Here is a 15,499-nt window from a genome sequence, read left to right as displayed (position 1 = left end):
CTCCGCGCCCGGGGCACGCGGCCGCCAGCGGGAGCGACTAATTTGCTGGAAGAGAACTCAGGCGGCGGGTGCCGCGGAGCGTCGGCGGCGGGTCGTCCAGCCGCCGAGGCCCAGGCCCATGGCCATCAGCGCGAAGCTGGCGGGCTCAGGCACGGTGTTGGCCGCGGCCACGTCGAATGCGGGGGACGCAGCCCCGGCGAATTCGTAACTGGGCCCGCCGTCCAGCCGCAGGGCGAACGGCTCGACCGTGACGGCGCCCGTGCCGCCTGCGCCCGCCTGCACGGTAAAGCTCAGGCTCAGAATCTCGATGTCGGTCCAGCCGGCGGGGATCGCCGCGCTGGGGAATGCGAACAGCGAGATGTCGATGAAAGCCAGCGAGCCGCTTTCCATGGTGGTCGCGCCAATGAGGCTGAAGGTTTCGCCCGGACCGGCCCAACCGGGGAAGAGATCGCCGACCACGGGCTCCTGGATCAGCGCCGTATCGAACTTCACGCGCAGATCCGCAGCGCATATGCCCGCCACGCAGATCGCCGAGGACAGGTCGGTATCGAACAGCCGCACCACCAGTGTGGAACCCGCAGCAAATGGACCTGTTCCGTCGACCCTTACCTCCACCGGCGCAGCCTCGGAGAGGCCCGCGATGGACACCATGCCGGCAACCAGCCAGCGTTTCCAACTGTGCGCAACCATGTGATTCCTCCTCCTACCGCTACCCGCTCGTCGCGCTGCGGCGAACTTGCAAAAATTTGTTCTTGCGGCGCACTATGTCACACGGCGTCACAAAAACAATCCATCGATTTGCTGAAGTCGCGCTTGTTTTGTGTCGTCTGTTTCACCCGCCCGGGTTTCCCCAGGGAGAGGCATCGCCGCTAGACTGCAATGCCCGCCACCCGACATGACGTCAGTCACATGAAGCTCATCGATTCCATCGTTGGCCAGGCCGCCGGCATTGCCGCCATCCGCCGCGACATCCACGCCCATCCCGAGCTGTGTTTCGAGGAGGTCCGCACGGCCGATCTCGTGGCCGCCAGGCTCACGGAATGGGGCATCCCCATCCACCGCGGCATGGGCACGACCGGCGTGGTCGGCATCGTCAAGAGCGGCAGCTCGTCCCGCGCGATCGGCCTGCGCGCCGACATCGACGCACTGCCCATGCAGGAGTTCAACACCTTCGCCCATGCCAGCACCCACCAGGGAAAGATGCACGCCTGCGGCCACGATGGCCACACGGCCATGCTGCTGGCGGCGGCCCAGCACCTGGCGAAGAACCGCAACTTCGACGGCACCGTCTACCTGATCTTCCAGCCGGCCGAGGAGGGCGGCGGCGGAGCGCGCGAGATGATCAAGGACGGCTTGTTCGAACAGTTCCCGGTGGAGGCCGTGTTCGGCATGCACAACTGGCCGGGCCTGCCGGTGGGCAGCTTCGCGCTCAGCGCGGGGCCGGTGATGGCGTCGAGCAACGAATTCAAGATCACCATCCGCGGCAAGGGCAGCCATGCGGCGCTACCGCACATGGGCACCGACCCGGTGCCCATCGCGTGCCAGATGGTGCAGGCCTTCCAGACCATCATCAGCCGCAACAAGAAGCCGGTGGACGCGGGCGTGATCTCGGTCACCATGGTCCATGCCGGCGAGGCCACCAACGTGGTGCCCGACAGCTGCGAACTGCAGGGCACGGTGCGCACCTTCACGCTGGAGGTGCTGGACCTGATCGAGCAGCGCATGCAGGCCATCGCCGAGAACATCTGCGCGGCCTTCGACGCCCAGTGCGAGTTCGAGTTCGTGCGCAACTACCCGCCCACCGTGAACCATCCGGCCGAGACCGCGTTCGCGCGGGACGTCATGGCCGGCATCGTCGGCGCCGACAACGTGCGCCCGCAGGAGCCGACCATGGGCGCCGAAGACTTCGCCTACATGCTGCAAGCCCGGCCAGGCGCCTACTGCTTCATCGGCAACGGCGACGGCGCGCACCGCGAGATCGGCCACGGCGGCGGGCCCTGCACGATCCACAACCCCAGCTACGACTTCAACGACGAGCTGATTCCGCTGGGCGCGAGCTACTGGGTGCGGCTGGCCGAACAGTGGCTGGCGAGGACCGCCGCATGAGCGCCGGGACGAAACGTCAGCCAGGCGTGCCAGGCGATGTTCCAGGCTGTGGACGGGCTGACATGAAACGAAACAAACCGAAACCCGGCTGAGATTCCATGTCGGTTGCTGCAGCGCACCATGCGCCCATGGACCGACTCAAAGCCCTCGAAATCTTCGCCGCCGTCGCCGAGCGCAACAGCTTCACGCGGGCCGCCGCCTCGCTGGACCTGTCCACGCCCGTGGTCACGCGGGCCGTGCAGGAACTGGAGCAGAGCCTGGGCCTGCGTCTGCTGCAGCGCTCCACGCGGCGGGTGGCGCTGACGCGCGAGGGCGAGGCCGCGCTGGCGCGGGCGCGCGGCGTGATCGGCGCCTACGAGGCCCTCATGCAGAGCAGCCGCCAGCACGGTGCCGAGGTGGCGGGCGACATCCGCTTCTCGGCCCCGGCCTCGTTCGGTGCGGCCCGGCTGGCGCCGCTGCTGGCCGACTTCATGGCCCAGCATCCGCAGGTGCGCATCGACCTCGTGCTCGGCGATGCGCTGGAGTCGATGGAGGACGGCGCGGTCGACCTTGCGCTGCGCATCGCCCAGGTGCTGCCCGAGCACCTGGTGGCACGCCGCATCGGCGAGGTGCCGATGGGCATGTACGCCGCGCCGGCTTACCTGCGCGCACGCGGGCTGCCGCGCGAGCCGGGCGAACTGGCCGGCCACGACTGTGTGGTGCACAGCGGCCCCGGCGCCAGCCGCGCCTGGCAGTTCAGCCACCCGGTCACGCAGGAGCGCACCCAGCCGGTGCTGCGCCAAGCCTTGCGCGCCAACCATGTCGAGGCACTGATGGCCGCCGCGCTGCTGGGCCAGGGCCTGGCCATGCTGCCGCGCATGCTGGCCGACCCGGCCGTCGAGCGCGGCGAGCTACAACCCGTGCTGGCGGCCTGGGCCTGCCCGGCGCCGGGCATCTTCCTGGTCTACCGCGAACGCCAGCACCAGCCGCTGCGTGTGCGCAAGCTGATCGAGCACGTCGCCCAGGCGTTCGAAAGCGGCGGTGGATGGCCGCTGCGCCTGCGCGCACCGGAGCGCGTGCAGGCCACGGCGCTGCTGCACTGACTAGCGCCCGAAGCGGGCCTGCCCGAGTTCCAGCAGGCCGTCGAAGATGAGGTTGTCGACGAGCTCGAAGGGCCGCGCCATGTGCGGCGCCATCTTCCAGCCGGCACCGCCCGTCATGATGCAGGCCGGCTCCTCGCCGGCGTGCTGCTGCAGGTGCTGCACCATGCGCTCCACCGCACCGGCGATGGCGTAGGTGCCGCCGCTGGTCAGCGCGTCGCTGGTGTTGGTGGGGAAGTCGCGCACGTCGCCCGTGGGCACATGCAGGCCGGCCGTGCCGGACTCCAGCGCGCGCAGCATGATGCCGTGGCCGGGCAGGATCAGGCCGCCGAGGAAGGTGCCTTCGATGTCCACGGCCTCCACGGTCACGGCCGTGCCCACCATCACCACCACCATGGGGCGCGGCCCGTCGCGGCGCAGCACGCGGTGGCGCGCACCGACCATCGCCACCCAGCGGTCCGTGCCCAGGCGCGTGGGGTGGTCGTAGCCGTTGCGCAGGCCGGCCTCCTCGCTGTTGGAGACCACCCACTGCGGGGTGACGTCCCAGAGCTCCATCTGCTCCTCGGCGCGGCGCTTGAGTGCGTCGCCCGCGACCTGGCAGCCCAGCATGTGCTGCGGCTCGCTCAGCGCGGACCAGGGGCCGTCGCCGAGCTTGTCGATGTTCTCCAGGAATTCCGCGCCGTGCGCCAGAAGCCGGGCGCCCGGGGCCGGGGCGTCGTACTGCGCCCACTTGAGCCGGGTGTTGCCGATGTCGATCGCGAGAAATGTCATTGCCGTCCCCTCCCTTGCCGCGCGCCGTGCGCGTGCACGGGGCGCATTATCAGCGCGTGTCTACAGCAGCGGGTTGAGGTCTGGCCGCGGGATCGGTTGCATGCTCTCGTAGGCGCGTGCGGCGCGCAGCACCATGGCGTCGCCGAACATCGGGCCGACGATCTGCAAGCCGATCGGCAGGCCGTCGCTGGTCAGGCCGCAGGGGATGGAGCAGGCCGGCTGCTGCGTGAGGTTGAACGGGTAGCTGAACGGTGACCAACCCAGCATGCTCTGCGCGTCCATGGGCCGGTGACCGGCCGGCAGCGCGTCGAAGGCGGGGATGGAGACGGCCGGCGTCAGCAGCAGGTCGTAGCCGCCCATGAACTGGCGCATCAGCGCGCCCAGCGCGCCGCGCCGCATGTGCAGGTCCTGCACGTCGAGCACCGACAGGCGCGAACCGAGCTGCGCCTGGGCGGCGAAGTCCGGATCGGTCAGTGCCTGCTGCTCCGGCGTGAGGCCGTTCCAGACCTGCCAGGCACCCAGGAACCACAGGCCGGTGGAGATGTCCAGCGGGTCGGCGAAGCCGGGGTCGACCTGCTCGACCAGCGCGCCCATCTCGACGAAGGCCTCGGCCGCGCGCAGCGTGGCGGCGGCCACCTCGGGGTGCACGTCCTGGGCGAAGCCCAGCGTGGGCGACCAGGCCACGCGCAGGCCGCGCACGCCGTCGTTGAGGCCGACCAGGTAGTCGCGCGGGTCGTAGGGCAGGGAGGTCCAGTCGCGCGCGTCGGGCTGCTTGATCACGTTCATGACCATGGCGGCGTCGAGCACGCTCATGGTGTGCGGGCCCAGGTGCGCGACGGTGCCGAACGGCGACAGCGGCCAGGCCGGCACGCGGCCGAAGCTGGGCTTCAGGCCGAAGTTGCCGCACAGCGCGGCGGGGTTGCGGATCGAGCCCGCGCCGTCGGTGCCGATGGCGATCGGCCCCATGCCGGCGGCCACGGCCGCGGCCGCGCCGCCCGAGGAGCCGCCGGTGGTCTTGGCCGCGTTCCAGGGGTTGCGCGTGAGGCCGGTCAGCGGCGAATTGGTCTCGCACTTGCAGCCGAACTCGGGCGTGGCGGTCTTGCCCACGATCACCGCGCCGGCCGCGCGCAGCCGGGCCGTCACGGGCGCGTCCACCTCCCAGGGCTGGTCGGCGGCGATGGTGGCGCTGCCGCGCCGGGTCGGCATGCCCTTGGTGAGGATCAGGTCCTTGATGGACACCGGCACGCCGTCCAGCGGGCCGATCGGCGTGCCCTGCTGCCAGCGCTGGGTGCTGGCCCGCGCCGCCGTTGCGGCGCCCTCGGGGTCGAGGTGGCAGAAGGCCTTGAGCGTGCCGTCCACGCGGTCCATGCGGCCGAACACGGCACTGGCCACTTCCAGCGGCGAGGCCTGGCCGGTGCGGTAGAGCTGCACCAGCTCGTGGGCTGCGCAGTCGGCGAGGGCGTATTGGTCGGTGCGGTGCGAAGGCATGTGGACTCCAGGTGAAGTGACACGGGGGTCAGCGCAACAGCGCGACCGCCGCCGAGAAGGTGAAGAAGGCTGCGGCCGTGGACCACAGGATGATGCGCGCGATGCGGCCGTTGTTCGCGCCGAAGCGCTCGGCCAGCAGCGAGACGTTGCTGGCGCTGGGCAGGGCCGCCGCCAGCACCATGGCCGACAGCGCAAACGGCGTGATCGGCAGGCCCAGGGCCATGGCGCCCATCCCGGCGCCCCACACCAGCAGCGGGTGCGCGAACAGCTTGAGCACCACCACCGGCAGCACCTCGCGCCAGGGCACGGGGCGGTGTGCGTCGTGGTCGTGGTGGCGAAGGGCCAGCATCTGCGAGCGCGCCAGCACGGCGCCGATGGTGAACAGCGCCACGGGCGAGGCGGCCGCTGCCAGCAGCGCGATGGTGGCGTCCAGTGGCTGCCACAGCCGCACGCCGAAGCCCTGGCACGCCATGCCCAGCACGATGGCCCAGGGCATGGGGTTGCGCGCCACGCCCTGCAGGGCACGCGCCAGCGCCTGGCGCGCGCCGGCGGCACCGGCGGCGTCCAGCCGCGACAGCGCCACGCAGAGGGAAGTGGTCAGCAGCAGGTCGACCACCAGCGTCAGCATCACCGGGCCGGCCGCGCTGGCGCCCAGCAGGGCCACCAGCAGCGGCACGCCCATGAAGCCGCTGTTGGGAAAGGCCGCCACCAGCGCGCCGAAGGCCGCATCGTTCCAGCCCAGGCGGCGCCGGTCGGCCACCACCACGCCGACCACCAGCACCAGCGCGCAGACGGTGTAGACGGCCGCCAGCACCGGGTCCAGCAGCAGCGCCAGCGGCGTGCTGGCACCGAAGCGGAACAGCATGCAGGGCAGGGCGAAGAACAGCACGAAGCCGTTGAGCCCCGGGATCGCGTCCAGCGGCAGCATGCGCCGCCGTGCGGCGACGTAGCCGGCCAGGATCAGCGCGAAGAAGGGGAAGGTGACAGAGAGGATGGCCAGCACGGGGAGCGATTGTCACTGCCCCGTGCCAGCCTCAATCCAGCCGTGCGCCGGAGTCGGCGACCAGCTTTTCCCAGATCGGCAGATCCTTCTTGTAGACCGCCTCGAAGTCGCGTACGCCGTTGGCGGCGGTCTCGAAGCCCATGGCCGTGATGCGCGTGCGGATGTCCTCCAGCTGGCCGATGGCCTGCACCTCGCGTGCCACGCGTTCGACGATCTCGCGCGGCGTGCCCGCCGGTGCGGCCATGCCGATGAAGCCGACGACGCTGTACACGTCATCGCGCATGCCTTGCTCGAGCAGCGTGGGCGCATCGGGCAGCACGCTCATGCGGCGCGTGCCGGTGACGCCGACGATGCGCAGCCGGCCGGTCTCGGCATGCGGCTTCACGCCCAGTGCACTGGCATAGGCCATCTGGACCTGGCCGCCGATCAGGTCCTGCAGCATCGGTGCCTCGCCTTTGTAGGCCACGTGGACCATCTCGGCCTTCTGCACGCGGCTCATGTGCGCCCCGGCCAGGTGGGCGTGCGAGCCCACCCCGTAGGAGCCGTAGGACACCTTGCCCTTGTTGGCCGCGATGTAGGCCAGCAGCTCGGGGCCCGTCTTCACGGGCAGGCTGGGGTGCACGGCCAGCGTGATCGGCGCGGCGGCCAGCTGCGAGACCAGGGCCAGTTCCTTGCGCGGGTCGTAGGGCAGCTTGGCATAGAGGAACTGGTTGGTCAGCATCGAGGTGCTCAGCGACACCAGCAGCGTGTAGCCGTCCGGCGCGGCCTTGGCCACGGTGTCCGTGCCCAGGATGCCGCCGGCGCCACCCTTGTTGTCGATCAGCACGGGCTGGCCCAGCCGCTGCGCGAGCTTCTCGCCGAACACGCGGCCGATCACGTCGGTGGCGCCGCCGGCCTGGTAGGGCACCACCACGCGGATCGGCTTGGCCGGGTAGGCCTGGGCGCGGGCAGAGGGCAGGGCGACGGCACCGGCGGTGCCGGCACACAGGGCGAGCAGTTGGCGGCGGTTGAACGCGGAACGGGGCATGCGGGCGGGTCTCCTGGAGGGTTGGAAGAATGGCTCCGCGGCATTCTTCATGCTCTTCTCCAGCCGCCTATCGGGGTTTGCGGGGACGCCAGTCCCACCGGCGACACCTCCGGCAGACGAAGCCGGTTCAGCCGGGTGCCGGCAGGCGCGGCGCCCCGTCGGACAGCCGGAACACCGCAACCGCATCGACCAGGTGCTGCGCCTGCTGGCTCAAGCTGGCGGCGGCCGCAGCGCTCTCCTCGACCAGGGCGGCGTTCTGTTGCGTCACATGGTCCATCGTGGTGACCGCTTCGCCGATCTGGGACACGCCGGTGCTCTGCTCGTTGCTGGCGCTGCTGATCTCGCCCATGAGGTCGGTCACGCGCTGGATCGCGGACACGATCTCCTGCATGGTCGTGCCGGCGCGATCGACCAGCACGGTGCCCTGCTCCACACGCTGCACGCTGGCGGAGATCAGGGCCTTGATCTCCTTGGCGGCGTCCGCGGAGCGGCCGGCCAGGCTGCGCACTTCACTGGCCACCACCGCGAAGCCGCGGCCCTGCTCGCCGGCCCGTGCAGCTTCGACCGCAGCGTTCAACGCCAGGATGTTGGTCTGGAAGGCGATTCCGTCGATCACGCCGATGATGTCGACGATGCGGCGGGAACTCTCGTTGATGCCCTTCATGGTGTCCACGACCTCCCCCACCACCGTCCCGCCCTCCTGCGCGACTGCGCTGGCGCCTTGCGCCAACGCGTTGGCCCGGCGTGCGTTGTCGGCGTTCTGGCGCACGGTGGCGCTCAGTTGTTCCATCGACGCGGCCGTCGTCTGCAAGGTGCTCGATTGTTCCTCCGTGCGGTGGCTCAGATCGGCGTTGCCCTGCGAGATCTGCACACTCGCACTGGCCACGCTTTGCGCGCTGTTGCGCACGCCAGACACGACACGGCTCAATGCGGTCTGCATGTCGCCGAGCGCCGCCAGCAATGGAGAGAACTCATCGCGGTGCGGATCATGTACTGCCACGCTGAGGTCGCCGTCGCGGACGCGCTCGGCGACCGTGCTGGACAACGCGACGCGACTTCGCAGGACGCGCGAGATGTACCAGGCGAACAGCAGCAGTCCCGCCATGGCGGCTACCACCAGCACCACCAGCACGGACATGGTGTTCCTGGCGTCGTCCCGGATCACCGAGAGGTCGCCGCGCAGCGCTTCCTCCTGAAAGCGCACCGAATCGGCGAGGGCGGCGAGCAGCTGGTTGCGGGCTGGAATGGTTGCGTCCACCAGGTACGCGAAGGCTTCGGCCTTTTGCCCGCTCTGGATCAGCTGCAGGTTCTTCTCGCCAATCTGCCAGAACTTTTCCACGAGCGGAGGAATGGCGGCAAAGCGCGTGCGTCCTTCCGGCGACGTCGCCCTGGCATAGTCTTCCAGCGCCTTGGCGATGGCCTTGCGCTTCTCGCCGATGTCCGTGACCGAGGCGAGTTCTTCCTGCGGTGTGCGGGCCAGGATGGCGTGGCGCAACTGCAACGAAACGCGGGTCACGTTGAGCTCGGTCTGCGCCATCCGCTGCATCTGCGGGACACGCGTGTCCTCGGTGCGCGACGCCGAATCCGAAATCGCACCGAGCTCCACTTTCGCAAACCAGGCCACCCCGATCAACGCCGCCACGAGGAGAAGCACGACCAGGTAGAGACGGTGTGCGATGCCAAAGGAAGATCGGTCCATGTCGTGGGTAGGGTAGGAAGCGACGCCCGCGAATGTATCTATTCGCTTAAATCTTGTATCGAATTATTTGGAACATCCGTTTGCCGAATGGAAGAATGAGGCGCTGGGAGCGGCCGGTATGATCCGCCGGCTTTGCGGCGCCGGCTGCCGGGAAGCCGTTGTTCTCGTCCGCAGTCCCCCAATCGCCCATGTCCGCCGGCCTCAACCTCGCCCAACAGGAAGCTGTCAATTACATGCACGGGCCCTGCCTCGTGCTGGCGGGCGCCGGTTCGGGCAAGACGCGCGTGATCACGGCCAAGATCGGCCGGCTGATCCAGGCTGGCGTGGCGGCCAAGAGCGTGGCCGCCATCACCTTCACCAACAAGGCCGCGGCCGAGATGCGCGAGCGTGCCAAGGGCCTGATCGGCAAGCCCGCCAAGGACGTGGTGATCTGCACCTTCCACGCGCTGGGCGTGCGCCTGGTGCGCGAGGACGGCCACCGTGTGGGGCTGAAGGCGCAGTTCAGCATCCTGGACTCCGACGACGTGACCTCCATCCTCAAGGATGCCGGCGGCACCACCGATGCCAACACCGCGCGCCAGTGGCAGTGGACCATCAGCAAGTGGAAAAACATGGGCCTGTCGGCCGCGCAGGCCGAAGAGCAGGCGGTGGACGACAACGAGCGCATCACCGCGCGCATCATGGCCCGCTACGAAGAGCGGCTCACGGCCTACCAAAGCGTCGACTTCGACGACCTGATCGGCCTGCCGCTGCGCCTGTTGCGCGACCACGCCGAGGTGCGCGAGAAATGGCAGCGCGTGCTCGGCCATGTGCTGGTCGATGAGTACCAGGACACCAACGCCACGCAGTACGAGGTCTTGAAGCTGCTAGTCGGCGAACGCGCCCGGTTCACGGCCGTGGGCGACGACGACCAGTCCATCTACGGCTGGCGGGGCGCCACGCTGGACAACCTGAAGCGCCTGCCGGTCGACTACCCGAACCTCAAGGTCATCAAGCTGGAGCAGAACTACCGCTCCACCAGCGCCATCCTGCGTGCGGCCAACAATGTGATCGGGCCCAACCCCAAGCTGTTTCCCAAGACGCTGTTCTCCGAACTCGGCGAGGGCGAGCCGGTGCGCATCGTCGATGCCGACAGCGAGGAGCACGAGGCCGAGCGCGTGGTGGCGCGCATCCAGTCGCTGCGGGCCAACTCGGTGCACAAGGACTTCCGGCATTTCGCCGTGCTGTACCGCGCCAACCACCAGGCCAAGCCCTTCGAGAAGGCGCTGCGCAAGGCGCAGATCCCCTACAAGGTCTCGGGCGGGCAGAGCTTCTTCGACCGCGCCGAGATCAAGGACCTGTGCTCGTGGTTCCGGCTGTGGATCAACAACAACGACGACCCGGCCTTCCTGCGCGCCGTGACCGTGCCCAAGCGCGGCATCGGCCACCAGACGCTGGGCCAACTGGGCGTGTACGCCACGCAGTACAAGCTCTCGCTGTTCGAGTCGCTGTTCTCGTCCTCGCTGGCCAGCCTGTTGCCGCGCCGCGGCCACGAGAGCCTGACCGAGTTCGGCCGCTACGTGAACGACCTGGAGTACCGCGCGCGCCAGACGCTGGGTGCCGAGGCCGCGCGCGCCTTCATGCTGGAGTGGCTGAAGGAGATCGGCTACGAGCAGCACCTCTACGACAACGAGGAAAGCGAGTCTGCTGCCGCCACGCGCTGGTCCAACGTGATGGACTTCGTCGACTGGATGTCGGGCCGCTGCGGCGGGCAGATCGACGACACGGCCGGCGTCTCCACGCAGGCCGAGATCAAGTCGCTGATGGAGGTCGCGCAGACCATCTCGCTGCTGTCCACCATGAGCGAGCGCCAGCAGGACCAGGACCTGGTCACGCTGTCCACGCTGCACGCCTCCAAGGGCCTAGAGTGGCCGCACGTGGTGCTGGTGGGCGTCAACGAGGGCATGTTGCCGTTCAAGCTCGACGACGACGACGGCCGCCAGCAGGTCGTCAGCGACGAGACCGCCCAGCGCCTGCAGGAAGAGCGCCGGCTGATGTACGTGGGCATCACACGGGCCCAGCGCAGCCTGGCCGTGAGCTGGACGCGCAAGCGCAAGAAGGGCCGCGACCTGGTGCCGGCCAAGCCCAGCCGCTTCATTGCCGAGATGGGGCTGGACCAGAGCACCGCCAAGGAAGATCCGCGTGAGAAGCTGCGCGCACTGCGCGCGGAGTTCGCGGCCAAGAAGGCGGCCGGCGCTGCGCCGGAGAAGAGCGCGTGAGAGTCGCGGCGACAGCCTGTCTCGCGCTGCTGCTGGCCGGATGGGCGCAGGCCCAGGGAGCGGACGCCACGCCCGCCTGCCCCGCGCCGCACGAGCTGCGCGCGCTCCACCTCTATGGCACCTGGCGCGCGCAGTGGCAGGGCGACGCTGCGCCCGGCGCCACGCTGCAGCTGGAACGCCACCCCGAGCTGGGCGACAGCGTGCGCGGCCGCGTCGAGCGCGACGGCATCACGGCGCTGCTGGCCGGCGACGTGGACGACGGCGACCTCACGCTGGAGGAGTCGCGGGACGGCAAGCGCATTTCGGCCACCTGGATCGGCCGCGTCGACCCCGACTCCTGCGGCAAGCTGATCCGCGGCACCTGGACCGATGCCGACACCGAGGCCAAGCGCGGGTTCGAGCTGCGCCGCGCTGCGGGTTGGTGATGAAACCTGTTTTTTCCTTACTTTCCAAAGGACTGCCCATGCCTGGTCTTTCCCCGCTGCTGCGCCCTGCGCCGCTTGCCGCCTTGCTGCTCGGTGCGGGCGTTCTGCCCGCCGCACAGGCCCAGACCGGCCCCGTGCCGAGCTGGCAGACCTGCGCGGCCCACGGCGGCGACGATGCCGCGCGCCTGCGCTGTTTCGATGCGTGGGCGCGCCAGCAGGAGGCCGAGGCCGCGGCCGTCAACGCCAGGGCTGCGACCAACGCGCCCAAGGCCGGCCCCACCATCAACAAGCCAGAGAGCACGGGTGCCACGGCGACCACGGCCGTCGCCAGCAGCGCGGTGCCCACGGCGGCACCCGAGGCGCCCGTGGTGCCCCGCTGCCACGACACGCGTTTCTCCACGCTGTCGCGCATCTGGGAACTGGAGTCCGGAACCGACTGCGGCGAGTTCAGCCTGCGCGGCTACCGGCCCATCACGCTGTCGCTGGCCCAGTCCAGCAGCGTGAACCGCACGCCCGGCACGCCCAACCCCGAGAACCAGGCCACCGGCGTGGACGAGTACCGCCGCACCGAGGCCCGCATCCAGCTGTCGGTGCGGACCAAGGTGGCGCAGGGCCTGCTGACCCCGCGCGAAGGCAGCGCGGTGGACTCGCTGTGGTTCGGCTACTCGCAGCAGTCGTTCTGGCAGGTGTTCACACCGCAGCTGTCGCGCCCGTTCCGCGCCACCGACCACGAGCCCGAGATGGTCTACGTGTACCCCAGCTATGCCGAGCTCGGCAGCTGGCGGCTGCGCTACACCGGGCTGGGCATCGTGCACCAGTCCAATGGCCAGAGCCTGCCGCTGTCGCGCAGCTGGAACCGCGTGTACCTGATGGCCGGCATGGAGAGCAAGGACGAGCGCTTCCGCCTCACGGGCCGTGTGTGGCACCGCTTGCACGAGAAGGCCGAGAGCGACGACAACCCCGACATCACCGACTACATCGGCCGCGGCGAGATCACGGGCGGCTGGACGCTGTCCAGCCGCGACAGCCTCGCGCTCACGGTGCGCCACCCGTTCAAGTCCAACGGCAAGGGCTCGGCGCGCTTCGAGTGGTCCCACGCGTTGGGCCCGCAGGGCGAGGGCGGCTGGCTGCGCAGCGGCCTGCGCCTGCACACCCAGGTCTTCCACGGCTACGGCGACAGCCTGATCGACTACAACGTGCGCAAGACCGTGTTCAGCGTGGGTCTGAGCCTGATGGACTTCTGAAGCCTGCGGCGCGGCGCTGCTGCCGTTGCAGCAGCGGCCGATCGAGCGGCAGCGCCGGGTCTTCGGTCGGCCAGCCGCCGCAGCGGCAGCGGCGGGCGGCGCTCAGGCGGTGGCCAGCACACCGCGAGGCCTGGCCTCAAGCGTGGGTCTCCTCGTTGCCGTCCGGCTCCACCGGCTCCGGCACGCGCTGGGCCAGCACCTTGTCGATGGTGCGCCCGTCCATGTCGACGATCTCCAGCTTCCAGCCTTCCCACTCGGCCGTGTCGGCCACGTTCGGCAGCCGGCCCGACAGCAGCATCAACATGCCGGCCAGCGTGTGGTAGCGGCCACGCTCTTCCTCGGGCACGCTGGACAGGCCCAGCCGGTCCTTGAGTTCGGGCACGGGGATGTGGCCGTCCAGCAGCCAGCTGCCGTCCTCGCGCTGCACGGCCCAGGAGGTCTGCGGGTCGCGCGGCTGGAATTCGCCGGTGATGGCCTCGATCAGGTCCTGCAGCGTGACGATGCCCTGCACCTCGCCGTACTCGTCGATGACGAAGGCCATCTGCATGTCGCTGGAGCGGAAGTTGTCCAGCAGCTCCATGCCGGTCAGCGTCTCGGGCACGTACAGCGGCTGCGTGAGCGTCTGCGTGGCCAGGTCGCGCTGGTCTTCGCGCAGCGCGCGCGACAGCCACTGGCGTGCATTCAGGATGCCCATGACGTTGTCGAGTCCGCCGCGCACCACCGGGAAGCGCGCATGGTCGCTCTCCTCGATGCGCTGGAGGTTTTCCTCGAACGGCAGGTCGGCGTCCAGCGTGACGACGTCGCTGCGCGGCACCATCAGCGAGACGATCTGGCGGTCGTCCAGCCGGAACACGTTGCGCACCATGTCGTGTTCGTGCGACTCGATCACGCCGGCGGTCGTGCCCTCGGCCAGCATGGCATGGATCTCTTCGGCCGTGATCGGGTTCGGGTTGCCGTCCTTCACGCCCAGCACGCGCAGCAGGAAATGCGTGGAGATCGTCAGCAGCTTGACGAAGGGCTTGGTGGCCGTGGCCAGCCAGTTGATGGGGCGGGCCACCAGGCGGGCCAGGGCCTCCGGATGCGTCTGGCCCAGGCGCTTGGGCACCAGTTCGCCGGCGACGATGGAGACGTAGGTGATCAGCACCACCACCAGCGCGGTGGCGGCGTAGCCGCTGGAGGAGGCCGGCACGCCCATTTCGGTCAGCCGGTCGGCCAGCGGCGCGGCCAGCGCGGCTTCGCCGACGATGCCGTTCAGCACGCCGATCGAGGTGATGCCGATCTGGATGGTGGACAGGAAGCGCGTCGGATCTTCGCCGAGCTTGATGGCCGCGCCGGCCCCCAGATCGCCTTCATCGACCAGCTTTTGCAGGCGCGCGCGGCGCGCCGTGACGAGCGCGATCTCCGACATCGCGAACAGGCCGTTGAGCAGGACCAAGGCCAGTAAAACAAATATTTCCACAGAGCACCCAAAGGGTAATGCGAGAGGTTGGCACCGCCGCGATCGCGACGGGCTTGGCCAGGCTGGCCGGTAGATGGGACGGACGAGGCGCCGCGGCGCTAGCCGCGCGCAATCGGCGGGCGCTGCAGGCGGGCCAGGTGCGGCGCGAGCCAGCCGCTGGGCACCGGCGCATCGGGCCGCACGGCCAGGCCGGCCACGGCGACGGCCTCGCCCGGCCCCAGCAGGCCGAGCAGGTCGGCCAGCAGCTGGAACGGCAGGTTGTCGAGGTGGTGGTCGTCGAGCGAGCCGCCCGCGGCGTCTGCCGGCGCGGCCAGGAACTGCCCGCTGAGGGCATCGGAGCAGACCTCGGCGGCCTGCTCCTGGGCTGAGAAACCCATCCATGCCATGACCACGGCAAGGAAGAAGGCGAGGGCCCGGGAACGCATGATGGGCCGGATTTTACGGGGCCGCCGCCGGGCCCCCGGGGGAGGGCGGCGTCAGGCGCGTGCGCGTGCAGCGCCGAACTTGCCGTGCGGCAGGCTGGCCAGGCGCGAGAACATGCGCCGGCAGTAGCCCGCGACCGACAGGCACTTGTTGATCTCTTCCACCGGCAGCGGGCCGGAGACGACCACGATGTCGTTGGCGCTGTCCTGCGCGCCGGCCGCGCGCAGCCGGCGCCGCGCGCCATTGGCCCAGGAATGGATGCGCGCCGGGTTGCCGTGCTGGTGCAGGTGGCCGGTGCTGGCGTCGAAGGCGATGGCCACCGTGTCGGTCTTCAGCTTGAGCTTGTGCTCCCCCGTGGCCAGGCTCGGCGGAGTGGCCAGGTCGTACAGGTAGTAGCTGCCGGCTTTCAACTGGTACTGCAGATCCATACGGTGTCCTTTTTGGGGGCATTCTGGTGGGCGGTCAGGCCAGCCGAACGCCGGTGCAACAAGGGGAATCGGTGCCAGTTCGCGATTTT

General features: G+C 69.7%; 14 protein-coding genes. 5 read left to right on the top strand and 9 right to left on the bottom strand.

All coding sequences use genetic code 11. The annotated features are described in order from the left end of the window. Window positions 1-57: 57 nt before the first annotated feature. On the bottom strand, window positions 58-690 hold the full coding sequence (locus DES41_RS15745) for a PEP-CTERM sorting domain-containing protein (protein WP_114468615.1): 633 nt from the start codon (window positions 688-690) through the stop codon (window positions 58-60). Window positions 691-909: 219 nt separating this feature from the next. Here DES41_RS15745 and DES41_RS15740 point away from each other — a divergent pair, with 219 nt between their 5' ends. Together DES41_RS15740 and DES41_RS15735 are read left to right on the top strand one after the other, a co-directional pair. Next, window positions 910-2,106, top strand: a complete 1,197-nt coding sequence (locus DES41_RS15740; protein WP_114468614.1) for a M20 aminoacylase family protein — start codon at window positions 910-912, stop codon at window positions 2,104-2,106. A 128-nt stretch (window positions 2,107-2,234) separates the two neighbouring features. Then, window positions 2,235-3,188 carry a LysR family transcriptional regulator gene (locus DES41_RS15735; protein WP_170168191.1) on the top strand — a complete coding sequence of 318 codons (954 nt, stop codon included), beginning with the start codon at window positions 2,235-2,237 and terminating at the stop codon, window positions 3,186-3,188. Here the strand turns inward: DES41_RS15735 and DES41_RS15730 are convergent, their stop codons facing one another. From DES41_RS15730 to DES41_RS39560, 5 genes are all read right to left on the bottom strand, one after another. Beyond that, on the bottom strand, window positions 3,189-3,956 hold the full coding sequence (locus tag DES41_RS15730; RefSeq protein ID WP_114468612.1) for a type III pantothenate kinase: 768 nt from the start codon (window positions 3,954-3,956) through the stop codon (window positions 3,189-3,191). Window positions 3,957-4,016: 60 nt separating this feature from the next. Continuing rightward, window positions 4,017-5,444, bottom strand: coding sequence for an amidase (locus DES41_RS15725; RefSeq protein WP_114468611.1), 1,428 nt, complete (start codon window positions 5,442-5,444; stop codon window positions 4,017-4,019). 28 nt (window positions 5,445-5,472) lie between these two features. Continuing rightward, the gene (locus DES41_RS15720; protein WP_114468610.1) at window positions 5,473-6,447 is read right to left on the bottom strand and encodes an AEC family transporter; all 975 of its coding nucleotides are present in this window, start codon (window positions 6,445-6,447) and stop codon (window positions 5,473-5,475) included. Between the two features lie 31 nt (window positions 6,448-6,478). Next, window positions 6,479-7,474, bottom strand: coding sequence for a Bug family tripartite tricarboxylate transporter substrate binding protein (locus DES41_RS15715; RefSeq protein ID WP_114468609.1), 996 nt, complete (start codon window positions 7,472-7,474; stop codon window positions 6,479-6,481). 127 nt (window positions 7,475-7,601) lie between these two features. Then, window positions 7,602-9,173, bottom strand: a complete 1,572-nt coding sequence (locus DES41_RS39560) for a methyl-accepting chemotaxis protein (RefSeq protein WP_114468608.1) — start codon at window positions 9,171-9,173, stop codon at window positions 7,602-7,604. Between the two features lie 188 nt (window positions 9,174-9,361). Here DES41_RS39560 and DES41_RS15705 point away from each other — a divergent pair, with 188 nt between their 5' ends. The 3 genes from DES41_RS15705 to DES41_RS15695 are packed head-to-tail and all read left to right on the top strand — an operon-like array spanning window position 9,362 to window position 13,100. Beyond that, window positions 9,362-11,431: an ATP-dependent helicase gene (locus tag DES41_RS15705; RefSeq protein ID WP_114468607.1), complete on the top strand. Its 2,070-nt coding sequence runs from the start codon at window positions 9,362-9,364 to the stop codon at window positions 11,429-11,431. Continuing rightward, entirely contained in the window at window positions 11,428-11,856 is a 429-nt protein-coding gene (locus tag DES41_RS15700; protein WP_114468606.1) for a hypothetical protein, read from the top strand. Before DES41_RS15705 ends, DES41_RS15700 begins: the two co-directional genes overlap by 4 nt. A 38-nt stretch (window positions 11,857-11,894) precedes the next feature. Then, window positions 11,895-13,100, top strand: a complete 1,206-nt coding sequence (locus DES41_RS15695) for a phospholipase A (RefSeq protein ID WP_114468605.1) — start codon at window positions 11,895-11,897, stop codon at window positions 13,098-13,100. A gap of 136 nt (window positions 13,101-13,236) precedes the next feature. Here DES41_RS15695 and DES41_RS15690 read toward each other — a convergent pair whose 3' ends face one another. From DES41_RS15690 to DES41_RS15680, 3 genes are all read right to left on the bottom strand, one after another. Continuing rightward, a complete protein-coding gene (locus DES41_RS15690; RefSeq protein ID WP_114468604.1) occupies window positions 13,237-14,559 on the bottom strand; it encodes a hemolysin family protein in 1,323 nt (440 codons plus the stop codon). A gap of 98 nt (window positions 14,560-14,657) precedes the next feature. Then, a complete protein-coding gene (locus tag DES41_RS15685) occupies window positions 14,658-14,984 on the bottom strand; it encodes a hypothetical protein (RefSeq protein ID WP_147282863.1) in 327 nt (108 codons plus the stop codon). Between the two features lie 51 nt (window positions 14,985-15,035). After that, entirely contained in the window at window positions 15,036-15,410 is a 375-nt protein-coding gene (locus tag DES41_RS15680; protein WP_114468602.1) for a hypothetical protein, read from the bottom strand. Between the last annotated feature and the right edge of the window lie 89 nt (window positions 15,411-15,499).

This window comes from Pseudorhodoferax soli, from assembly GCF_003337555.1.
Classification (GTDB): Bacteria; Pseudomonadota; Gammaproteobacteria; order Burkholderiales; family Burkholderiaceae_C; genus Pseudorhodoferax; species Pseudorhodoferax soli.
The sequence above is the reverse complement of the archived record's forward strand: the minus strand, read 5'-3'. Positions and strand labels throughout refer to the sequence as shown.